This window comes from Edaphovirga cremea, assembly GCF_003332275.1.
Taxonomy (GTDB): Bacteria; Pseudomonadota; Gammaproteobacteria; order Enterobacterales; family Enterobacteriaceae; genus Edaphovirga; species Edaphovirga cremea.
The window spans coordinates 199,896-221,573 of the sequence record NZ_QOVA01000003.1 but is presented as its reverse complement, the minus strand read 5'-3'; the positions used below and the strand labels follow the sequence as shown (position 1 = coordinate 221,573).

The 21,678-nt window shown below is 51.9% G+C and carries 19 protein-coding genes; 15 read left to right on the top strand and 4 right to left on the bottom strand.

Annotated elements, in window-relative coordinates; translation table 11 throughout:
- The first annotated feature begins 103 nt into the window (after positions 1 to 103).
- Both fbp and ppa read left to right on the top strand, forming a co-directional pair.
- The gene (gene fbp, locus DRI82_RS06160) at positions 104 to 1,108 is read left to right on the top strand and encodes a class 1 fructose-bisphosphatase (RefSeq protein ID WP_114192625.1); all 1,005 of its coding nucleotides are present in this window, start codon (positions 104 to 106) and stop codon (positions 1,106 to 1,108) included.
- A 116-nt stretch (positions 1,109 to 1,224) separates the two neighbouring features.
- Entirely contained in the window at positions 1,225 to 1,758 is a 534-nt protein-coding gene (gene ppa, locus DRI82_RS06155) for an inorganic diphosphatase (protein ID WP_114192624.1), read from the top strand.
- Between the two features lie 87 nt (positions 1,759 to 1,845).
- Here the strand turns inward: ppa and lptG are convergent, their stop codons facing one another.
- Positions 1,846 to 2,922, bottom strand: a complete 1,077-nt coding sequence (gene lptG, locus DRI82_RS06150; RefSeq protein WP_114192623.1) for an LPS export ABC transporter permease LptG — start codon at positions 2,920 to 2,922, stop codon at positions 1,846 to 1,848.
- Positions 2,922 to 4,016, bottom strand: coding sequence for an LPS export ABC transporter permease LptF (lptF, locus tag DRI82_RS06145; RefSeq protein ID WP_114192622.1), 1,095 nt, complete (start codon positions 4,014 to 4,016; stop codon positions 2,922 to 2,924). Before lptF ends, lptG begins: the two co-directional genes overlap by 1 nt.
- 278 nt (positions 4,017 to 4,294) lie before the next feature.
- On the opposite strand from lptF, the gene pepA reads away from it, so the two are divergent.
- The 5 genes from pepA to DRI82_RS06115 all read left to right on the top strand — a co-directional run bounded on the left by pepA (position 4,295) and on the right by DRI82_RS06115 (position 11,098).
- Positions 4,295 to 5,806: a leucyl aminopeptidase gene (gene pepA, locus DRI82_RS06135; RefSeq protein ID WP_114192620.1), complete on the top strand. Its 1,512-nt coding sequence runs from the start codon at positions 4,295 to 4,297 to the stop codon at positions 5,804 to 5,806.
- A gap of 129 nt (positions 5,807 to 5,935) precedes the next feature.
- On the top strand, positions 5,936 to 6,385 hold the full coding sequence (locus DRI82_RS06130) for a DNA polymerase III subunit chi (protein WP_114192619.1): 450 nt from the start codon (positions 5,936 to 5,938) through the stop codon (positions 6,383 to 6,385).
- Positions 6,386 to 6,398: 13 nt separating this feature from the next.
- The gene (locus tag DRI82_RS06125) at positions 6,399 to 9,254 is read left to right on the top strand and encodes a valine--tRNA ligase (protein ID WP_114192618.1); all 2,856 of its coding nucleotides are present in this window, start codon (positions 6,399 to 6,401) and stop codon (positions 9,252 to 9,254) included.
- A 169-nt stretch (positions 9,255 to 9,423) separates the two neighbouring features.
- Positions 9,424 to 9,927 carry a GNAT family N-acetyltransferase gene (locus DRI82_RS06120; protein WP_114192617.1) on the top strand — a complete coding sequence of 168 codons (504 nt, stop codon included), beginning with the start codon at positions 9,424 to 9,426 and terminating at the stop codon, positions 9,925 to 9,927.
- Positions 9,928 to 10,210: 283 nt separating this feature from the next.
- A complete protein-coding gene (locus DRI82_RS06115; RefSeq protein WP_114192616.1) occupies positions 10,211 to 11,098 on the top strand; it encodes an N-acyl homoserine lactonase in 888 nt (295 codons plus the stop codon).
- Positions 11,099 to 11,154: 56 nt separating this feature from the next.
- Here DRI82_RS06115 and rraB read toward each other — a convergent pair whose 3' ends face one another.
- On the bottom strand, positions 11,155 to 11,583 hold the full coding sequence (rraB, locus tag DRI82_RS06110; protein ID WP_114192615.1) for a ribonuclease E inhibitor RraB: 429 nt from the start codon (positions 11,581 to 11,583) through the stop codon (positions 11,155 to 11,157).
- Positions 11,584 to 11,752: 169 nt separating this feature from the next.
- On the opposite strand from rraB, the gene argF reads away from it, so the two are divergent.
- Both argF and DRI82_RS06100 read left to right on the top strand, forming a co-directional pair.
- Positions 11,753 to 12,763, top strand: a complete 1,011-nt coding sequence (gene argF / locus DRI82_RS06105; protein ID WP_114192614.1) for an ornithine carbamoyltransferase — start codon at positions 11,753 to 11,755, stop codon at positions 12,761 to 12,763.
- 160 nt (positions 12,764 to 12,923) lie between these two features.
- Complete coding sequence (locus tag DRI82_RS06100; protein WP_114192613.1) at positions 12,924 to 14,624, top strand: sugar phosphorylase; 1,701 nt, start codon at positions 12,924 to 12,926, stop codon at positions 14,622 to 14,624.
- Positions 14,625 to 14,674: 50 nt separating this feature from the next.
- Here DRI82_RS06100 and DRI82_RS06095 read toward each other — a convergent pair whose 3' ends face one another.
- Positions 14,675 to 15,139 carry a NanQ anomerase/TabA/YiaL family protein gene (locus DRI82_RS06095; RefSeq protein WP_114192612.1) on the bottom strand — a complete coding sequence of 155 codons (465 nt, stop codon included), beginning with the start codon at positions 15,137 to 15,139 and terminating at the stop codon, positions 14,675 to 14,677.
- A 238-nt stretch (positions 15,140 to 15,377) separates the two neighbouring features.
- Here DRI82_RS06095 and DRI82_RS06090 point away from each other — a divergent pair, with 238 nt between their 5' ends.
- The 6 genes from DRI82_RS06090 (at position 15,378) to pyrB (ending at position 21,667) form a co-directional block, all read left to right on the top strand.
- Entirely contained in the window at positions 15,378 to 16,946 is a 1,569-nt protein-coding gene (locus DRI82_RS06090) for an ABC transporter substrate-binding protein (RefSeq protein WP_114192611.1), read from the top strand.
- Between the two features lie 8 nt (positions 16,947 to 16,954).
- The gene (locus tag DRI82_RS06085) at positions 16,955 to 18,004 is read left to right on the top strand and encodes an ABC transporter permease (RefSeq protein WP_114192610.1); all 1,050 of its coding nucleotides are present in this window, start codon (positions 16,955 to 16,957) and stop codon (positions 18,002 to 18,004) included.
- A gap of 1 nt (position 18,005) precedes the next feature.
- Positions 18,006 to 18,839 carry an ABC transporter permease gene (locus DRI82_RS06080; RefSeq protein WP_114192609.1) on the top strand — a complete coding sequence of 278 codons (834 nt, stop codon included), beginning with the start codon at positions 18,006 to 18,008 and terminating at the stop codon, positions 18,837 to 18,839.
- A complete protein-coding gene (locus tag DRI82_RS06075; RefSeq protein ID WP_114192608.1) occupies positions 18,832 to 19,677 on the top strand; it encodes an ABC transporter ATP-binding protein in 846 nt (281 codons plus the stop codon). The genes DRI82_RS06080 and DRI82_RS06075 overlap by 8 nt, the downstream gene beginning before the upstream one ends.
- Positions 19,664 to 20,389, top strand: coding sequence for an ABC transporter ATP-binding protein (locus DRI82_RS06070; protein WP_114192607.1), 726 nt, complete (start codon positions 19,664 to 19,666; stop codon positions 20,387 to 20,389). Before DRI82_RS06075 ends, DRI82_RS06070 begins: the two co-directional genes overlap by 14 nt.
- Before the next feature lie 342 nt (positions 20,390 to 20,731).
- Positions 20,732 to 21,667, top strand: a complete 936-nt coding sequence (pyrB, locus tag DRI82_RS06065; RefSeq protein WP_114192606.1) for an aspartate carbamoyltransferase — start codon at positions 20,732 to 20,734, stop codon at positions 21,665 to 21,667.
- Positions 21,668 to 21,678 lie beyond the last annotated feature (11 nt).

Sequence of the window (21,678 nt, the reverse complement as noted above, 5' to 3'; positions counted from 1 at the left end):
GGATTTGCCTATGAATTGTCCATATCTTTGGGATAAACTGTGAATGCTTATGTTGGTGGTTTGTTACGACCACTTTTCATCCTAAGATTCAGGGATTGTGTCAATGAAAACGTTAGGCGAATTTATTGTCGAGAAGCAGCACGATTTTCCGCATGCGACAGGCGAGTTGACCGCTTTACTCTCTGCTATAAAACTTGGCGCTAAAATTATTCACCGCGACATTAATAAAGCCGGTCTGGTGGACATTCTGGGTGCCAGTGGCGCGTCAAACATACAGGGCGAGGTTCAGATGAAACTCGATTTGTATGCCAATGAAAAACTCAAAGCAGCGCTGAAAGCTCGTGGTGAAGTTGCTGGTATTGCGTCAGAAGAAGAAGATGAAATCGTCATTTTTGATGGCGATCGCGCTGAAAACGGTAAGTATGTCGTGTTGATGGATCCATTGGACGGCTCATCAAATATCGACGTAAACGTTTCTGTAGGAACGATTTTTTCCATTTATCGTCGAATCACCCCATTAGGTAAGCCGATCACGGAAGAAGATTTCCTGCAGCCTGGAAACCGTCAGGTTGCCGCTGGATATGTCGTGTATGGCTCGTCAACCATGCTGGTCTATACAACTGGCTGTGGTGTCCATGCCTTTACATACGATCCTTCCCTCGGCGTATTCTGCCTCTCCCATGAGAGAGTCTGCTACCCGGAAAAAGGCAATATGTATTCCATCAACGAAGGTAACTACATCAAGTTTCCTTTAGGGGTGAAGAAATACATCAAATATTGTCAGGAGCAGGACGAAGCAACCATGCGCCCTTATACCTCACGTTATATTGGATCGCTGGTCGCTGATTTCCACCGCAACCTGCTGAAAGGCGGGATTTACATCTACCCAAGTACCGCAACCCATCCTCAAGGTAAATTGCGTTTACTGTATGAATGTAATCCAATGGCGTTTCTGGGCGAACAAGCTGGCGGTAAAGCCAGTGATGGTGTCAGACGTATTCTTGATATCGTCCCTGATAAATTGCACCAGCGTGCACCTTTCTTCGTCGGCACCCGTTCGATGGTAGAAGATGCCGAGAGATTTATCGAGCAGTACCCAGAAGAGTAATTCTGCTTTATCAAGGGTGGCTCGCACCACCCTTCTTGTTAAAAGGGCAGGAATTCGCGTAGGAGTTGGCTATAATACCCGCCACTGTAATCCTGCTTCGATGAAAGGAAACGACAATGAGCTTGAACAACGTACCAGCGGGTAAAGATCTCCCGGAAGATATCTATGTAGTGATCGAAATCCCTGCCAACGCTGATCCGATCAAATACGAAATTGACAAAGATACCGGCGAGCTGTTTGTAGACCGTTTCATGTCTACCGCCATGTTCTACCCTTGCAACTACGGTTACATTAACCAAACTCTGTCACTTGACGGTGATCCGGTTGATGTCCTGGTTCCAACCCCATACCCACTGCAGGCTGGCTCCGTTATTCGCTGCCGTCCGGTTGGCGTTCTGAAAATGACCGACGAAGCTGGTGAAGATGCCAAGCTGGTTGCCGTTCCTCACACCAAGTTGTCCAAAGAGTACGATCACATTAAAGATGTGAACGATCTGCCGGAACTGCTGCGTGCCCAAATCAGCCATTTCTTTGAACACTACAAAGATCTGGAAAAAGGTAAATGGGTCAAAGTGGAAGGTTGGGAAAACGCAGAAGCGGCGAAAGCCGAAATCGTTGCGTCGTTCGAACGCGCCAAAGTCAAGAAATAGTAATTTTTCGTCTTCAGACGTCAAATACAAAAAGGCCGCCTTCAGTAAGGGCGGCCTTTTCAATGGCGACACGCCAGGATTCGTGACCTAGCGCCGCTTCAACAGCAAGACGATACTGATCAACAAGAACAGCACGCTTGGCAACAGAGCCCCCAGAATTGGCGGAATGCTGTATACCAGACTCAGCGGGCCAAAGATCTGATCGAGCACGTAAAACAGGAAACCGAAACAGATACCGGTGACGACCCGCACGCCCATCGGCACGCTACGCAGCGGCCCAAAGATGAAGGAGAGCGCCATCAGCATCATGACCGCAACCGACAATGGGGAGAATATTTTACTCCACATATTCAGTTGGTAACGGTTTGATTCCTGCCCACTCTGTTTGAGATATTTGATGTAGTTACGCAAACCGCTGATCGACAGCGCGTCAGGATCCAGCGCCACCACCCCAAGTTTGTCCGGCGTCAGATTGGTTTTCCATTCGCCACTCAGCGTCTGCCTACCCGTAATCTGCTTGCTATCACTGAGATCGGACTCATCCACCTGCGACAACCGCCACAAATGCGCATCCGCATCAAAACTCGCCATCGCCGCATAGCGGACAGTTTGCAGGCGATTTTCCTGATCGAAATGATAGATATTGATGCCGGAAAGTTCGTTTTCACCGGCAACACGTTCGATAAAGATAAAGTCACTGCCATCTTTGGCCCACAAACCGCTTTGCGTTGAGAGCAGTGAGCCACCGTACATCATCTGCGCCCGGTAGTTACGCGCCATCTGTTCGCCCGCCGGTGCAACCCATTCACCAATGGCCATCGTGAGCAATACCAATGGAATCGCCGTTTTCATCACGGAAGAGGCGATTTGCATCCGGGTGAAACCCGAGGCCTGCATAACCACCAATTCACTGCGCGTTGCCAACGATCCCAGCCCCAACAGCGCGCCTAACAGTGCCGCCATCGGGAAGAATATTTCAATATCCTTGGGAACGCTGAGTAACGTATACAGCCCGGCACCGACCGCCGAATAGCTGCCTTGTCCCACTTTACGCAGTTGGTCGACAAACTTGATAATGCCGGAGAGCGACACCAGCATGAAGAGAGTCATCATGATGGTGTTGAATATCGTCCGCCCGATATAACGGTCCAAAACTCCAAACATCAGGCCGCTCCTCTCAGGCGCGCGCGCAGGCGACGCATTGGCAAGGTATCCCAGGCGTTAAGCAACAACGCGAGTCCCAGATAAACCAGATTCGTCCCCCACATCCAGAACATTGGGTCGAGTTTGCCTTTGGCGCCATTGGAGCGCAGTGAGCTTTGCAGCAAGAAGAAAATCAAGTACAGCAGCATCGCAGGCAGCATACTGAGTACGCGTCCCTGACGAGGATTCACCACGCTCAGCGGCACCACCATCAACGCCATGATCAGCACGGAAACCACCAACGTCAGACGCCAGTGGAATTCAGCACGCGCATCATTCTCAGGCGATTTCCACAGCGCTCTCATGTTCATTTGCTCAACCTGAGTACTGTCTACATTCACCGTCTGATGACCGATAACAGCCAGATAGTCATTGAAGTCCGTAATACGGAAATCACGCAGCAACGCTGTACCTTCATAACGCGTACCTTTATTGAGCGTTACCATCTGCGCCCCATCCGGACGCTGTTGGATATGACCGTGATCGGCCACGACGACCGAAGGGCGCTGATTGCCATTGGGTCGCAATTGCGCGAGAAAGACGTTATGGAACTCCTGGCCTTTTACACCGCCAACGAAAAGTACCACATTCCCGTCCTGTGAGGATTGGAACTGCCCTTCCACCAACGCCGCCATACTCGGGTTAGCCTTGGCTTCCGCCAGCACTTCATCCTGATGCTTGGATGACCAGGGGCCGAGCCAGATTGCATTGCCTGCCGCCAGTAAAGCGGTCAGCAGCGCCAGAATCATTGCCGCAACAATCAATATGCGTTTGCCCAGACCGCAGGCGTGCATGACCGTGATTTCACTCTCGGTATAAAGCCGTCCAAATGTCATCAACAGACCAAGGAACAGACTCAGCGGCAGGATCAATTGCGCCATCTCGGGCACTCCCAGCCCCAGAAGCGAAAGAACCAAATTTGTTGGGATTTCGCCATCAACAGCAGCCCCTAACACCCTGACTAATTTCTGACAAAAGAAGATCAGAAGCAGGATGAATAGAATCGCTACTTGGCTCTTGAAGGTTTCCCGTACCAGATATCTAATGATGATCACGCTTAATACGCCTGTGAAAACTTGTCTTTTTGCAGGAAAATCGCTAGTTTCTTCGCTAATCCGCCATTTATTCGGATCATATGGCAACCATCACAGCTAAAATAGTATTACAACATCTAGCATTTGGGTGTCCTATAGGAACATGCTTATAGCCGCCAAAATAAAATAACTAACGCCGTTCAGGTTAACACACGCAGTTAACACAAGACGGGAGTTTGTTACGGAGCGCACATTCTATCCGTAGCTCCCGTTCTTGTCTTTAAGATTCAGGAGAGTGCATGGAGTTCAGTGTAAAAAGCGGTAGCCCGGAAAAGCAGCGCAGTGCCTGTATTGTAGTCGGGGTCTTTGAACCTCGCCGCCTGTCGCCTATCGCCGAGCAACTCGATAAAATTAGCGATGGTTACATCAGTGCCCTGCTGCGTCGTGGTGAGCTGGAAGGCAAAGTGGGTCAAACGCTGTTACTGCACCATGTGCCTAACATTCTCTCTGAACGCATCCTGTTAATTGGCTGCGGCAAAGAGCGTGAACTGGACGAGCGGCAGTACAAACAGGTGATCCAGAAAACCATCAATACCTTAAATGACACCGGTTCTATGGAGGCCGTCTGCTTCCTGACCGAGTTACACGTCAAAGGCCGTAACACTTACTGGAAAGTCCGTCAGGCCATTGAGACGTCAAAAGAGTCGCTTTACACCTTCGATCAACTGAAGAGCAATAAAGTTGAACCTCGCCGCCCATTGCGCAAAATGGTTTTCAACGTTCCGACCCGTCGTGAACTGACCAGCGGTGAACGCGCCATTCAGCACGGTCTGGCCGTAGCTGCCGGTATCAAAGCGGCGAAAGATCTTGGCAACATGCCACCAAACATCTGCAACGCGGCTTATCTGGCCTCGCAAGCCCGGCAACTGGCCGATGCTTACAGCACCAACATCACCACGCGCGTCATCGGCGAACAGCAGATGAAAGAGTTGGGAATGAATGCTTATCTGGCCGTTGGTCAGGGTTCGCAGAACGAGTCACTTATGTCCGTCATGGAATATAAGGGAAATCCTAACCCGGACGCCAAGCCTATTGTGCTGGTAGGCAAAGGTCTGACTTTCGATTCCGGCGGTATTTCCATCAAACCTGCTGAAAGCATGGATGAGATGAAATACGACATGTGCGGCGCAGCAACGGTCTATGGCGTCATGCGTGTAGTGGCGGAGCTGAATCTGCCATTAAACGTCGTAGGCGTGCTGGCAGGCTGTGAAAACATGGTTGGTGGGCGTGCCTATCGCCCGGGTGATATTCTTACCACCATGTCCGGACAAACGGTTGAAGTACTGAATACCGATGCAGAAGGCCGTCTGGTACTGTGCGACGCATTAACTTACGTTGAGCGCTTCGATCCAGAACTGGTCATTGATGTCGCGACGCTGACCGGCGCTTGCGTCATTGCGCTGGGTCATCACATCACGGGCTTGCTGTCGAATCACAATCCGCTGGCACACGAGCTGATTGGTGCGTCAGAACAAGCGGGCGATCGTGCCTGGCGCTTGCCGCTGGCCGATGAATATCAGGAACAACTGGAATCCAATTTTGCCGATATGGCCAATATTGGTGGTCGTCCGGGGGGTGCCATTACTGCGGGCTGTTTCCTGTCGCGCTTTACCCGTAAATATATCTGGGCGCATCTCGACATCGCCGGTACGGCCTGGCGTTCAGGTAAAAACAAAGGTGCGACGGGTCGTCCGGTCGCGCTGCTGTCACAATTCCTGCTGAACCGGGCAGGTCTGAACGGCGACGATTAGTCGTCAGACAGGTTTACGCCACTCTAAACACGGGCGGGTTGGTTCCCGCACCTGCATAATGTACGCCGTAGGGGCCGGATCTTCCGGCCCGTGTCAATTTAATGCGATAACATTTTACTGCGGTAAACCATGAAAAATGCCACCTTCTATCTTCTCGACAACGATCGGCAAAGCGACGGTTTGAGCGCACTTGAAGCGCTCACCTGTCAGGTTGCGGCTGAACGCTGGCGCGCAGGGAAACGGGTGCTGATCGCCTGTGAAAACCAGGAGCAGGCACAACGTCTGGATGAAGCACTCTGGCAACGCGAACCCAACGAGTTTGTCCCGCATAATCTGGCTGGCGAAGGGCCAAAATTTGGCGCGCCCGTCGAACTTTGCTGGCCCGAACGTCGCGGTAATGCGCCGCGCGATCTGTTGATTAGTTTACTGCCACAGTTCGCAGATTTTGCCACTGCTTTCCATGAAGTGGTAGACTTCGTCCCTTACGAAGATTCCCTGAAACAGTTGGCGCGCGAACGTTACAAAGCCTATCGCAGCGTCGGCTTCCATTTGACCACGGCAACGCCGCCAACTTACTGAAATACGAAGCGAAATGGAAAAGACATATAACCCGCAAGATATCGAACAGCCGCTCTATGAGCATTGGGAACAGCAGGGCTACTTCAAGCCACATGGTGATACCAGCAAAGAGAGCTACTGCATAATGATCCCGCCGCCGAACGTTACCGGCAGCTTGCACATGGGTCACGCCTTCCAGCAGACCATCATGGATACCCTCATTCGCTATCAACGCATGCAGGGTAAAAATACCTTATGGCAGGCAGGTACGGATCACGCGGGTATCGCCACCCAGATGGTTGTTGAGCGCAAAATCGCCGCAGAAGAAAATAAAACCCGCCATGATTATGGCCGCGATGCATTCATCGACAAAATTTGGCAGTGGAAATCCGAATCCGGTGGCAATATCACCCGCCAAATGCGCCGCCTTGGCGACTCTGTGGATTGGGAACGTGAACGTTTCACCATGGATGACGGCCTGTCCAATGCCGTCAAAGAGGTGTTCGTTCGCCTGTATAAAGAAGATCTGATTTATCGCGGCAAACGCCTGGTTAACTGGGATCCTAAACTGCGCACGGCGATTTCTGACATCGAAGTGGAAAATCGTGAATCGAAAGGTTCCATGTGGCATCTGCGCTATCCGCTCGCAGACGGCGCGAAAACCGCTGACGGCAAAAATTATCTGGTGGTTGCCACTACCCGTCCGGAAACCATGCTCGGCGATGCTGGCGTGGCCGTCAATCCGGAAGATCCTCGTTACAAGAATCTGATTGGTAAAGAGATTATATTGCCGCTGGTTGGCCGTCGTATTCCTATCCTGGGCGATGAACACGCCGATATGGAAAAAGGCACCGGCTGCGTGAAGATCACCCCTGCCCATGATTTCAACGACTATGAAGTGGGTAAACGCCACAATCTGCCGATGATCAATATTCTGACTTTTGACGGTGATATCCGTCAGGAAGCCGAAATTTTTGATACCAACGGCGAAGCCAGCACTGCCTGCGATAACGCTATCCCGGAGCAATTCCGTGGCCTTGAGCGCTTCGCAGCGCGTAAAGCCGTGGTTGCCGCCTTCGACGAACTGGGTCTGCTGGAGGAGGTCAAAGCACACGATCTGACCATTCCTTACGGCGATCGCGGTGGCGTTGTTATTGAGCCGATGCTGACCGATCAATGGTATGTGCGATCCGCCCCGCTGGCGAAAGTCGCGGTCGAAGCCGTTGAACAAGGTGATATCCAGTTCGTACCCAAGCAGTACGAAAACATGTACTTCAGCTGGATGCGCGATATTCAGGACTGGTGTATCTCGCGTCAATTGTGGTGGGGACACCGTATCCCGGCGTGGTACGACGCAGAAGGCAATGTCTTCGTTGGCCGCGATGAGGCCGAAGTGCGCAGTGAAAATAACCTGGCTGCTGACGTTATGCTGAGTCAGGATGAAGACGTGCTCGATACCTGGTTCTCTTCCGGCCTGTGGACATTCTCCACGCTGGGCTGGCCGAACCAGACCGATGCGCTGAAAACCTTCCATCCTTCAAGCGTCGTCGTCAGTGGTTTTGACATTATTTTCTTCTGGATCGCCCGCATGATCATGCTGACCATGCACTTCGTCAAAGATGAAGACGGCAAACCGCAGGTGCCTTTCCATACCATCTACATGACCGGGCTGATTCGTGACGAAGAAGGACAGAAAATGTCCAAGTCGAAAGGCAACGTCATTGACCCGCTGGATATGATTGATGGTATTTCTCTGGCCGAACTGCTGGAAAAACGTACCGGCAACATGATGCAGCCGCAACTGGCCGAGAAAATCCGCAAGCGTACCGAGAAACAGTTCCCGAACGGCATTGAACCACACGGAACCGATGCGTTGCGCTTTACCCTGGCCGCATTGGCGTCGACCGGTCGTGATATCAATTGGGACATGAAGCGTCTTGAGGGTTATCGCAACTTCTGTAATAAACTGTGGAATGCCAGCCGCTTTGTATTGATGAATACGGAAGATCAGGATTGCGGTCAGAATGGCGGTGAGAAAGTGCTGTCACTGGCCGATCGTTGGATCTTGGCTGAGTTCAACCAAACGGTGAAAAACTACCGTGAAGCCATGGATACTTACCGTTTTGATCTGGCAGCCAATATTCTGTATGAATTCACCTGGAACCAATTCTGTGACTGGTACCTGGAGCTGACCAAACCGGTCATGAATGGCGGCAGTGAAGCTGAACTGCGCGGTACGCGTCATACGCTGGTCACGGTATTGGAAAGCCTGTTGCGTCTGGCGCATCCGATTATTCCATTCATCACCGAAACCATCTGGCAGCGCGTGAAAGTGCTGAAAGGCATTACCGCAGATACGATCATGCTGCAACCTTTCCCTGTTTATGATGCGGCTCAGGATGACGCCGATGCGCTAAGCGATCTGGAGTGGATCAAGCAGACGATCACTGCGGTTCGTAACATTCGTGCCGAAATGAATATCGCGCCAAGCAAACCGCTGGACGTATTGCTGCGCGGTTCCAACGCTGCAGCCCAACGTCGGGTCAACGATAACCTCAATTTTATCAAAACGCTGGCCCGCCTTGAGTCGCTGACTCTGCTGGCAGACGGTGATAAAGGGCCGGTATCGGTGACAAAACTGATCGACGGCGCAGAACTGCTGATCCCGATGGCGGGTCTGGTGGATAAAGCGGCGGAACTGGAACGCCTGGGCAAAGAAGTGGCAAAAATCGACGCCGAAATGGGCCGTATCGACGCCAAATTGTCCAATGAAGGTTTTGTCGCGCGAGCTCCGCAAGCCGTGGTGGATAAAGAGCGTGAAAGAATGTCCAGTCTGGCTGAATCAAAAACCAAAATCCTGGAACAGCAGGCGACCATCGCTGCGCTGTAGTAACGACATCCCGGCATAACCGCAAAAAGGGTAGGAATTATTTCCTGCCCTTTTTTTGCATTGCAACGTGCCTAAGATAAATGGTATTACAGACTTTTCCAGAGTGTCACTACCCGTAACAACTACTGTGCACTCTGCAATTCGCTATTATCGATTTTGAGTACTCATTATGACAACAGCAACCCCGGTGCGCCTTCAGGTTCGCCTCATCCGTGAAGAAGACAACGCAGCAATCGCCAGCGTCATCCGTCAGGTATCGGCTGAATTCGGCTTGACTGCGGATAAGGGTTATACCGTTTCAGATCCCAATCTGGATTGTCTCTATCAGCTTTATAGCCAACCGCGTAGCGCTTACTGGGTGATCGAACTGAATGATGTGATCGCGGGTGGTGGTGGTGTTGCGCCTCTGGCTGGTGCAGAAGAAGGGGTGTGTGAACTGCAAAAAATGTATTTTCTGCCTGTTTTACGCGGTCAAGGTTTAGCCAAACAACTCGCCATACAGGCGATGGAATTTGGCCGTGAGCAAAATTTCAGCCAGTGTTATCTTGAAACCACGGCCAGTCTGACCCAGGCCATTGCCTTGTATGAGCGCCTCGGCTTTGAACATATTGCCAGTGCGATGGGCAATACCGGTCATGTTGACTGTGAAGTGACGATGCTAAAAGCACTGTGACTTTCTGAAAACTGGCGCAAGTTTTTTGCGCCAGTTGATATTATAAATACTATTTCCCCTCTCCTATATATAAACCAGATTTTCGTTATAAATCCGGGACGCGTTGCCGCGTGATGATTTCATAGCCGATCTCATATCATTTATTGAACTGTCGATAATTAACACTAATAAATATACTCCCATGATTATTTCATCAGGAGAATAAATCGACAAATAAAAACCGCAAAAATACCAATACAAAAACCCCCACTTATTTATAGAAAATATTCGAGAGAAAAATAAAATGAATAAAAAAAGTAACTTTATAACGCTAGTTATAGGATGCCTGCTATTTTCTAGCGCATTATATGCCGCACCTATCAAGAGTAATGATGATATTGGCAAACAAACTGCCGCCAGCCTGCAGAGTCGTTATATCACTACCGTAACAGATTGCGGTTCGGCCTCAACGCCTGCTTTTCTCTGTTCTGGGATCGTATTCCGTGGCACGACCCCCTCAACCGCTTACCATTCGTGGAATCCCAGCCCTGAATCGCAGCAAAGTGGCGGCGTTTCATTTTCCTATCTGAGGAAAGATTCAAAATATAACGCGTTAGCTTACAACTACACCAATGGTTTTATTTTTTATCAGATCTTTGGCACACCGTCAGATAAAATTCATATAGAGATATTATGTTCATTTCCCATTGATGCGGCAACGTTAAGTCGTAAAGATGCCGGATGCGGTGCGCATAATGAGTATCCAGATGACAGTGGCCCTTGTCAGCAGCAGGGAATATATACCGCCGAGCAATGGCATACACATTATACACAACCCGGAATATCCAATCCTCGAACATATCAATGTGGCTTTGATGTCAGTGACGATCTGGGTGCTGGAAGTGCGGACGCTTTTTATCAATCTATTCTATCGATGAGTTTAATCCCTACCGAGTCAATTAAAACTCAGAACGAATTAAGATTGGCAACCTGGGCGCAAGATATTCCCACTACGCTGCCTATTCAGGCGTTTTTCTATATCTCCGGTGGCTTGACCAATGCGCAGTACGATCAACAGGATTTTTACAAACAAAGTGGGATATTCATACCGATTATTGCGCTGCACTTACCCGCGTCGTTAAGCGACGAGGCAACATTCATTTATAACCCTGGCGATCAGGTCATTAAATAATTCATGCAATAAAAAAGCCGGAGTCACTGACCCCGGCCTTTGCTCACAACGAAGAATTAATGGCGTTTGCCGTCATCATCTTCATCGTAAAATTCACCCTCTTCATCTTCTCCGTCGCCCTCTTCGCCGTCCGGATCTTCAAAGTAAGTGCCCCAGCCATCGTAGTTCACACCGTGACTCTCAGCGAGAGCCACCAGTTGTTCTACCTGGGCATCAATCAGATCCGCATTCAAGGCAACTTCACTGATGACGTCACAGCACATCAGTTTGGTGCCGTCTTCAATTTCCAGCTCTTCAGCGTCCGAAACTTCATAACCCAGTTTGAAAGCGTCTACTGCCGCTTTTTCCAAAACCTCGAATTTCTCCGCAGAGAGATGGTGCTCAATGGTGTAGAGGGCATCAGGATCGCTGCCGTCATCCAGCAACTCTTCGATGATCAGGCGGGTCTCTTCATGTTGTTCGTCAAGCAATTCGCGGTTAGCCATGCCTCTATCCTCAGTATATGGGCTGTTATGTGCCTATTTTCCCACACCGACGCGCTGGCCTCCACTAAAACACGAAAGATTTGTACGTTGGGGTTGAATTTGAATATTCATACATATAAAGTGAATTTAAATTCACTTTATACCTGCAGGATGCATGGAGATTAGCGCGATGAGTCAGTTCTATAAACGTCATTTTCTCAGATTATTGGATTTCACCCCCGCCGAGCTGAATGCTCTGCTTGCCTTATCTGCTGAACTTAAAGCGGCTAAAAAATCAGGCACAGAGAAACCCCACCTCAAAGGCAAAAATATCGCGCTCATCTTCGAAAAAGACTCAACCCGTACACGATGCTCTTTCGAAGTTGCCGCATATGATCAGGGCGCACAGGTGACTTACCTTGGCCCAAGTGGCAGCCAGATTGGGCATAAAGAATCGATGAAAGACACCGCCCGGGTGCTGGGCAGAATGTACGACGGTATTCAGTATCGCGGATATGGTCAGGATATTGTTGAGACGTTGGCACACTATGCTGGCGTACCGGTGTGGAACGGGCTGACCACAGAATTCCACCCGACCCAGTTATTGGCGGATTTACTGACTATGCAGGAATGTTTGCCCGATCGTTCACTTACCGGCATGAAACTGGCTTATCTGGGCGATGCACGCAACAATATGGGCAATACACTGCTTGAAGCAGCGGCACTGGTCGGCCTGGATCTGAAATTGGTTGCCCCAACGGCCTGTTGGCCGCATGCGGATCTGGTTGCACAGTGTCAGGCGCTGGCCGTTGCCAATGGCGGGAACATCACCCTGACTGAAGACATTGACGAAGGCGTTAAGGGCGCTGATTTTCTTTATACCGATGTCTGGGTCTCGATGGGGGAAGCCAAATCCGCCTGGCCAGAGCGGATCGCGTTGCTCAAGCCCTATCAGATCAACATGGCGGTGGTGAAAAAGACCGGTAATCCACAGGTGAAGTTTTTGCACTGCCTGCCCGCTTTCCACGACGACCAAACCATCCTGGGCAAACAGATGGCTGAGGAGTATGGCCTGCATGGCGGTATGGAAGTGACCGATGAAGTCTTTGAGTCGTCACACAGCGTGGTTTTTGATCAGGCTGAGAACCGTCTGCACACCATTAAAGCAGTTATGGTTGCCACATTGGGCGAAACACACTGATTCGTAGTACCACGAAGGCCACTCTCAGCGGTGGCCTGCTTTTCCTCCTTGGTTAGACTGACGTTTTTCACATCACGTTGCACTTTATCCCCATCAGCGATCCTTCTTTCACGACATTCTCAACTACTCTTGGTAGAGCACAGCCGAAGAAGGAACCGCTATGAGCCTGGATAAACTGGAATTCGCTCAACGATTAGAGACCTTACTCAGCAGTATCTATCCACGGGAACATATCGCCGATCTGATCAGGGAAATATTCCATCTGGCAGAGAAATGGCAGTATGGCGCGCACAAGAATTCACAGTGGGTCGACGGTAACAGTGTCTATTTGATCACCTATGGCGACGGTATCCAGCATAAAGACCAAAAGCCGCTGGCCACGCTCAATCAGTTCGCCCGCAAGCATTTGCGCCATATCATCAGCGATATCCATATCTTGCCGATGTTTCCCTATAGTTCGGATGATGGTTTCAGCGTGATCGATTATCGGCGTGTTGATGAACATCTCGGCGGTTGGTCCGATTTACAGCAGCTCTCAGAACAATTCAGCCTGATGTTCGACTGCGTGATCAATCATATCTCGCGCTCCAGCGACTGGATGCAGGGTTATTTGCAGGATGAGCCGTATTACAAAGACTATTTTATCGAGGCCAACCCAGAGCTGGATTACAGCCGGGTCGTGCGTCCCCGCGCCTTGCCCCTGTTGTCACCTTTTATCAAAGCGGACGGCTCCCAGATCTATCTCTGGACCACCTTCAGCGAAGATCAGGTCGATATCAATTTCAAGAATCCGCAGGTCTTGCTGGAAAGTATTGATGTCTTGCTGCAATACGCGGCGAGCGGCGGGCAATCGATCCGCCTGGACGCCATTGGTTATATTTGGAAAGAGCCGGGAACGGCCTGTATTCATCTGCCGCAAACTCACAACATCATCAAAGTGTGGCGTACCCTTCTCGACTATATATTGCCGGGAACGCGTTTGATTACGGAAACCAACGTGCCGTATCATGAAAACATCAGCTATTTCGGGCACGGCGACGAAGCCCATATGGTCTATCAATTCCCCTTGCCGCCGCTGACGCTGCACGCTTTTTTGCGTCAGGATACCCGCGTTCTCACGCAGTGGGCGAAAGGACTGAGTGCGGAAGCCCGTTACCCCCACACCACCTATTTCAATTTCCTCGCCAGCCATGACGGTATTGGTTTACGCCCAACAGAGACATTCCTGGATGACAGCGACAGGCTCTTTATGGCGCAGGAAGTCATGAGAAAACAGGGACGTGTGTCTTACAAAGATAATGGCGACGGCACGCATTCCCCCTACGAATTGAATATCAATTACCTCAGCGCCATTACCGAACCGGAAGATAAAAACGAGCAAAAAGCCAATAAATTCATTGCGGCGCAGTCAGTGCTACTTTCGATTGTCGGCGTACCCGCAATCTATTATCACAGCCTGCTCGGTAGCGAAAATGATCTGGAAGGCATGCATCAGTCAGGAATTAACCGCCGTATTAACCGCCAAAAACTGACTTTGCAGGAATTGGAATTCGAACTCGCCAGCCACAACAGTTTGCGGGCGCTGGTGTTCAATGGGCTGAGCGATCTGATTGCGATTCGCCGTGCCCATTCCGCTTTTTCTCCGCAGTCTGGCCAGCGCGTTATGGAGTTGGGCCATTCCCTGTTCGCGCTGGAACGTTACGATCCGCAACAAGAGGATCGGATCAGTTGCGTCGTCAATATCAGCGATCGTCGTCAGCCACTCACACTCGAATTACCGGGCGAGGATCTGATCAGTGGCAAAGCGTTCAACGACAGCATGACATTGCAGCCGTGGCAGGTAGTGTGGATCAAGCATTGATCGAACATGCCCGGATCGAGGAGTGACCCGGGCAGAATATTCATAAAAAATTACAGCGCACTCACCAGCATTTTCACGACGGCTTTACGCACGTTCGCTGGTTCACCGACGGCGCACAACGGTTTGTGTACTTCGCCCGGATAGAACACCACAAAATCCCCGGCTTTCATCACGAAGGATTTTTCATCCTCGCCTGACGGCAGGAAAGCGATATCTTTCTCCGCCAGCCAGTCAGTATCAGGTTTCCCGGCAGGCAGATTGCTGAACGTCATACCCTCCTCGCCTGCCAATACGATCTGGATATCAAGGTAGCGTGCGTGATATTCGGCACGACGTTCCGCAATTGGCGCGGTGCTGTCGTTAGAGATCAGCACAAATACGTCGTTGCCCTTAATATCATGTTTCCCCAGCGGGGTATCAGCGGTAATATTTTTTTTGATGTATTCAATTGCATCAGCGAGCGCTGTAGGCAGATATGGCACTAACTCCAAATGATGAATGTTTCCGGTAATCATGGTGTCCCCTGGTTAAAATGAAATAGCGTTTTATTATACCCGCTAACGCTGTTTGACCCTGAGAGCTATTTAACATTTTTCAATGCAACTAGAAGTAATAACTTATGGCTTTTTGGCATTTGCCTGCCTATAGCAAAACGCCTACCGTGAAATGGGTAAAAAATCTGTAAAAACAACCGATAACGGTTTTAACTGAACCGCCGAATCGCCCTTATATGACTTTTCAGGGAATTGCATTATGAAGACCACACTGCTCTCGTTACTGGTATTGACTGCGATCACCACTGGCGCACATGCAGCAACGCCTGCGGATACGCTGGTCGTTGCACAATCCCTGGATGATATTGTCAGCCTCGATCCGGCTGAAAGTAACGAACTGTCCAGTATTCAAACCATCCCCAGCCTTTATCAACGTCTGGTACAAGCCGATCGCGACGATCCGGCCAAGGTAGTTCCGATTCTGGCACAAAGTTGGAAAGCCGATGCCGCGGCAAAAACGTTGACCGTTTCCCTGCGTCCTGACGCAACATTCTCTTCCGGCAATCCCGTACGGGCCGATGATGTGATCTATTCATTCAACCGCGCGGTAAAAATGAATAAATCCCCCGCCTTTATACTGAATGTACTGGGATGGCAGGCCGATAACATTGACCAGCAACTGAAGAAAATCGATGACCATACCGTGCAGATTCAGTGGACGGCAGACGTCAGTCCGGCAGTGGCGCTAAATATTCTCTCTACGCCGATCGCGTCGATTGTCGATCAAAAAGCCGTGGCCGCCAACGTTGTCAAAGATGACTTTGGCAACGCCTGGCTGAAAATGCATTCTGCAGGCAGTGGCCCTTTCAAGATGCGTGTGTATCAACCGCATCAGGCGATCGTGCTGGAAGCCAATCCCACCTCACCGGGTGACAAGCCGCTGCTGAAGAATATCATCATCAAAAACGTGCCCGATCCGAGTGCCCGCCGTCTGTTGATCCAACAAGGTGATGCCGATGTCGCCCGTGAGTTGGGGCCAGACCAAACCTCCGCGCTAAAAACCCAGTCGGGTGTCAAGGTGCTGGAGATCCCGTCAGCCGAGCAGAATTATCTGGTATTCAACACCGGCAATAGTGCCAACCCGCTGCTGAAAAACCCGGCCTTCTGGGAAGCGGCGCGTTATCTGGTGGATTATCAGGGCATCACCAAAGATCTGCTGAAAGGCCAATACTTTATTCACCAGAGTTTCCTGCCGGTCGGTTTACCGGGCGCGCTGGAAGATAACCCGTTCAGTTTTGATCCGCAGAGAGCCAAGGAGATCCTCGCCAAAGCGGGAATTACCGATGCGCACCTGACGCTGGATGTTGAGAATAAACCGCCGTTCATTACGATTGCCCAATCGTTGCAGGCCAGTTTTGCGCAGGGCGGCGTGAAACTCGATCTCTTGCCTGCTGCGGGTAGTCAGGTTTATGCCCGCGTTCGTGCCAAACAGCATCAGGCGGCGATCCGTCTGTGGATCCCAGACTATTTTGACGCCCACTCCAACGCCAGCGCGTTTGCGTACAACGACGGCAAAAGCAGCACGGTAGCCGGATTGAACGGTTGGGAAATACCGCAGTTGAACGAACAGACGCTGGCTGCGGTGGCAGAATCCGATCCGGCCAAACGCACCCAGTTGTATACGGATATGCAAAAAGAGCTGCAACGTTCCTCGCCATACATCTTTATCGACCAGGCTAAAACGCAAGTTGTGCTGCGTGATAACGTCAAAGGCTACCAACAGGGCCTGAATGCGGATATGGTCTATTACGACCGCGTCAGTAAATAAGGCTTTCCATGTCACAGGTATTAACTTCAGCGCCGGGGGCAAACTCCCGGCGTCGTTTATGGCGTTTTGCCCAGGGGCTGTTGACCCTGGCGCTGACGCTGTCTGGTTTGCTGCTGATCACCTTTCTGCTGTCAGCACTGTCGCCCGTGGATCGGGTACTGCAGATCGTTGGAGAGCACGCCAGCGCCTCCACCTACAATCAGGTAAAGCATCAACTCGGACTTGATCAATCGCTGACGCTGCAATTTCGCGACTATGTTGTGCGGCTGATGCATGGCGATCTCGGAACCGCCAGTTCCACTGGCCAGCCGGTATTGCATGACCTGCTCACTGCCTTTCCTGCCACGCTGGAGCTGGCAACGCTGGCGGTGGTGATCGGCGCGGCACTCGGCGTCACGCTCGGTATTCTCTGCGCCCGTTTTCACGGCAGTAAACTGGATATCGGCGTACGTTTCATCACGCTGCTCGGCAATTCAGTGCCCATCTTCTGGCTTGGTTTATTGATGCTGCTGCTGTTTTACGCGCGTCTGCAATGGAGCGCCGGTCCGGGGCGACTCGATGATATCTTCCAATACACGGTAGAGCCCAAAACCGGGTTTGCGCTGATCGATACCACCCTGTCCGGCGATCCGGGCGCATTCCGCAATGCGATCGCCCATCTGATCCTGCCCGTTGCGCTGCTCTCCTATTATTCGCTCGCCAGTATTACCCGGCTGACGCGTTCTGCCTGCCTGAGCGAACTGAATAAAGAGTACATCACGCTGGCACGCGCCAAGGGTGCCGGGGAAATGCATATCCTGCTGCGCAACGTGTTGCCCAATATCAGCGGCACGCTGCTGACGGTCATCGCGCTGGCGTACACCAGTATGCTGGAAGGCGCGGTTCTGACCGAAACCGTCTTCTCCTGGCCCGGCATTGGCCGTTATCTGACCAGCGCCCTGTTCGCCGGAGACACCACCGCTATCATGGGCGGCACATTGCTGATAGGCGTTTGTTTCGTGTTAATCAATAATCTGACGGATCTGCTGGTTCGCCTGCTTGATCCGAGGGTGCGCTGATATGTCGACAATGACGTTGACCCAAGGGCTGAGACGCTCGCCCTCCAGCACTATCGGTCTGAGCATCATCGTTTTTCTGGTCTTCGTGGCGCTGCTGGCTCCCTGGTTGGCACCCGCCGATCCCAATTGGCAAGATGCCGCCAACCGACTGCTGCCACCGGGATACGGACACTGGCTGGGGACGGACAGCTATGGTCGCGACGTTCTGTCACGCCTGATTTACGGCACCCGTCCGACGCTTGGACTGGTGCTCTTGGTCACGGTTATCACCTTGCCGCTCGGTCTCTCCGTTGGCATTCTTTCTGGTTATTATGGCGGCTGGATCGAACGCATTCTGATGCGCTTCACCGATGTGGTGATGTCGATGCCGCGCCTGATTCTGGCTTTCGCGTTTGTCGCCATGCTCGGCCCCGGTCTGGTCAATGGCGCCCTGGCGCTGGCGTTGACCACCTGGCCCGCCTATGCCCGTCAGGCCAGAGCCGAGATTCAGCTACTGCGCAAAAGTGACTATCTGGCCGCGGCAGAAATGATGGGAATTGGCGGTATCCGCCTGCTTTGGGGCCATATCATGCCAATGTGTCTGCCTTCGGCTGTCGTGCGGTTGGCGCTGGATCTGGCGGGTATTATCCTCGCCGCAGCCGGATTGGGTTTTCTCGGGCTCGGTGCGCGGCCACCGATGGCGGAGTGGGGATCGATGGTAGCGGAAGGAATGCAGGTGATTTTCGATCAATGGTGGATCGCGGCAATTCCCGGCGTGGCGATCCTGATCAGCAGTCTGGCATTCAACCTGCTCGGCGACGGACTGCGCGATCTTTTGGATCCTCATCATGACTGAACTCCTGTTGGACGTTAAAAACCTCAGCGTTGCTTTCAACGCCCATAACGTGGTTGACACCATCTCCTTTCACGTCGATCGCGATCCCGTGGCGCTGGTCGGTGAATCTGGTTCGGGTAAATCCATGACCGCGCGGGCAATCATGGGGTTGGTGCGCAAGCCGGGGCGAGTCAGGGCGGAGCGTTTACATTTTCAGCGGCAGGATTTACTGTCGCTCAAACCACGCGAATGGAACGCCCTGCGTGGTGCTGAAATCGCCATGGTGCTGCAAGATCCCCGCTATGCCCTCAATCCGGTGCGCACGGTGGGCCAACAGATTGAAGAGTCCCTCACGTTGCATAACGCCCTGACACGCTCCGATCGCAAAGAGCGGGTGATGAACGCGCTGGCTGCGGTGGGCCTGCCAGATAACGTTTTGCATAACTATCCTGGTCAGCTTTCGGGTGGGATGGGACAGCGCGCAATGCTGGCTATCGCACTGGTCAACGATCCGCGACTGCTGATTGCCGATGAACCCACCTCCGCGCTCGATGCGCGCCTGAGAAACCAGATCCTTGAACTGATCATTGAACAGACGCAACGGCGGAAAATGGGGCTTTTGCTCATCAGTCACGATCTGCCACTGGCTGCGGAACATTGCAAACGAGTGCTGGTGATGTATCAGGGAAAGCTGGTCGATCAGGGCAATGCGGCGGATCTTCCCCACGCCAGTCATCCCTACACCCGCACGTTGTGGGACTGCCGCCCCAGCGCCACGACCTATGGTCAGGATCTGCCCGTTCTGGATCGCAGCATTGACTTCGGTGCAGTTCATGGAGGGCAGCATGGCGCTGATTGAGATTAATGACTTGCAGGTCAGTTTCCACCAGCAGGGAGTGATTAAAACTGCCGTCGAGTCGGTAAGTTTCCACATTGATGAGGGTGAAACCTTCAGCCTGATCGGCGCATCGGGCTGCGGCAAATCGACCGTATTACGGGTACTGGCTGGTTTACAACGCGAATGGCACGGTGAGATCACGTTGCTTGGCCAGCAGATAAAACCGCAGCAGCGTTTCACCGGGCAGCTACGCCGTGATGTACAGATGGTCTTTCAGGATCCCTACTCCTCATTGCATCCCCAGCATCTTATTCACCGTACACTCGGCGAACCGCTGAAGATCCACGGCGAAAAAAATATCAGCGCCAGAATTGATGAGGCGCTGGAACAGGTGGGGTTGCCCACCGATGCGGCCAATCGCTATCCGCATCAGTTATCAGGCGGTCAGCGTCAGCGCATCGCCATCGCCCGGGCATTGCTGCTGCGACCCAAGATCCTGCTGCTGGACGAACCCACTTCGGCGCTGGATATGTCTGTGCAGGCTGAAATTCTCAATCTGTTGAATCGATTGAAACGAGAACACGGCATGACCTATTTGTTGGTAAGTCACGACAGCGATGTGATTGCCCATATGTCGGAACGGGCGGCGTTAATGGAAAACGGGCATATTGTCCGGCAGTTTTCCCGTGACGATTTGCGTCAGGCAGAGCATCTGCTGCCGGGTAGCCTGTGATCCGATTTTCCCGAACCAGATTTTCCCGAACGCTTTCCTTTTGCGAATTTCAGGAAACGCAGGCACGTGCCAATCGGTTGCGTTTTAGCAAAAAAGTGTGAGGTTACCTCTTGCAGCGTGAAATGCCGCGAGTATAATGCGCGACAATTTGCCGGGAGATCGCATGAACAATTCTGCTGCTTTGGTTGTCAATATCCGACCTGACGCACTGCCTGAAGGCAGTCAGCCGCAGTTCTTTCTCCCGTTGCTTAACCGATCGCAGAAAGCCCCTCGTTAGAGGGGCTTTTTTTTGTCTGCAATCTGGCATGAATTGATTAAACCGGCATCCACAGGAGAGCGAAAATGGCCAATCCTTTGTATCAAAAGCATATTATTTCAATCAACGATCTTAGCCGTGAAGAGCTGGAGCTTGTTCTCGACACCGCAGCCAGCCTGAAAGCACACCCTCAGCCGGAACTGCTCAAGCATAAAGTCATTGCCAGTTGCTTCTTCGAAGCATCGACGCGTACCCGACTCTCCTTCGAAACCTCGATGCATCGCCTCGGGGCGTCGGTCGTTGGTTTTTCCGACAGCAACAACACGTCGCTGGGCAAAAAAGGGGAAACGCTGGCCGACACCATCTCGGTAATCAGTACCTACGTGGACGCCATTGTGATGCGTCATCCGCAGGAAGGCGCGGCGCGTCTGGCCACTGAATTTTCGGCGGGTATTCCTGTGCTGAATGCCGGTGACGGCGCGAATCAACATCCAACCCAGACACTGCTCGATCTGTTCACCATTCGTGAAACGCAGGGTCGCCTGAACAACATCAACATCGCGATGGTTGGCGATTTGAAATATGGCCGTACTGTCCACTCGCTGACCCAGGCGCTGGCGAAATTCGAAGGCAACCGCTTCTTCTTCATCGCACCGGATGCGCTGGCCATGCCTGCCTACATCCTCAACATGCTGGAAGAAAAAGGCATCGCATACAGTCTGCATGACAATATTGAAGATGTAGTCGCTGACCTGGATATTCTCTACATGACCCGGGTGCAGAAAGAACGCCTCGACCCGTCAGAGTATGCCAACGTCAAAGCACAGTTTGTTCTGCGCGCCTCGGATCTTGATAATGCCCGCGATAATCTGAAGGTGCTGCATCCGTTACCGCGCATTGACGAAATCACCGCTGATGTCGATAAAACGCCTTACGCCTGGTATTTCCAGCAGGCTGGAAACGGTATCTTTGCCCGCCAGGCGCTGTTGGCCCTGGTCCTGAACGCTGATTTGGCTCTTTGAGGAGGAAACCC

Excerpts from the sequence above, each read along its gene's own strand:
- fbp (WP_114192625.1), top strand. The coding sequence starts at position 104 with ATGAAAACGTTAGGCGAATTTATTGTCGAGAAGCAGCACGATTTTCCG.
- ppa (WP_114192624.1), top strand. The coding sequence starts at position 1,225 with ATGAGCTTGAACAACGTACCAGCGGGTAAAGATCTCCCGGAAGATATC.
- lptG (WP_114192623.1), bottom strand. The coding sequence starts at position 2,922 with ATGTTTGGAGTTTTGGACCGTTATATCGGGCGGACGATATTCAACACC.
- pepA (WP_114192620.1), top strand. The coding sequence starts at position 4,295 with ATGGAGTTCAGTGTAAAAAGCGGTAGCCCGGAAAAGCAGCGCAGTGCC.
- DRI82_RS06130 (WP_114192619.1), top strand. The coding sequence starts at position 5,936 with ATGAAAAATGCCACCTTCTATCTTCTCGACAACGATCGGCAAAGCGAC.
- DRI82_RS06125 (WP_114192618.1), top strand. The coding sequence starts at position 6,399 with ATGGAAAAGACATATAACCCGCAAGATATCGAACAGCCGCTCTATGAG.
- DRI82_RS06120 (WP_114192617.1), top strand. The coding sequence starts at position 9,424 with ATGACAACAGCAACCCCGGTGCGCCTTCAGGTTCGCCTCATCCGTGAA.
- DRI82_RS06115 (WP_114192616.1), top strand. The coding sequence starts at position 10,211 with ATGAATAAAAAAAGTAACTTTATAACGCTAGTTATAGGATGCCTGCTA.
- rraB (WP_114192615.1), bottom strand. The coding sequence starts at position 11,583 with ATGGCTAACCGCGAATTGCTTGACGAACAACATGAAGAGACCCGCCTG.
- argF (WP_114192614.1), top strand. The coding sequence starts at position 11,753 with ATGAGTCAGTTCTATAAACGTCATTTTCTCAGATTATTGGATTTCACC.
- DRI82_RS06100 (WP_114192613.1), top strand. The coding sequence starts at position 12,924 with ATGAGCCTGGATAAACTGGAATTCGCTCAACGATTAGAGACCTTACTC.
- DRI82_RS06095 (WP_114192612.1), bottom strand. The coding sequence starts at position 15,139 with ATGATTACCGGAAACATTCATCATTTGGAGTTAGTGCCATATCTGCCT.
- DRI82_RS06090 (WP_114192611.1), top strand. The coding sequence starts at position 15,378 with ATGAAGACCACACTGCTCTCGTTACTGGTATTGACTGCGATCACCACT.
- DRI82_RS06085 (WP_114192610.1), top strand. The coding sequence starts at position 16,955 with ATGTCACAGGTATTAACTTCAGCGCCGGGGGCAAACTCCCGGCGTCGT.
- DRI82_RS06080 (WP_114192609.1), top strand. The coding sequence starts at position 18,006 with ATGTCGACAATGACGTTGACCCAAGGGCTGAGACGCTCGCCCTCCAGC.
- DRI82_RS06075 (WP_114192608.1), top strand. The coding sequence starts at position 18,832 with ATGACTGAACTCCTGTTGGACGTTAAAAACCTCAGCGTTGCTTTCAAC.
- DRI82_RS06070 (WP_114192607.1), top strand. The coding sequence starts at position 19,664 with ATGGCGCTGATTGAGATTAATGACTTGCAGGTCAGTTTCCACCAGCAG.
- pyrB (WP_114192606.1), top strand. The coding sequence starts at position 20,732 with ATGGCCAATCCTTTGTATCAAAAGCATATTATTTCAATCAACGATCTT.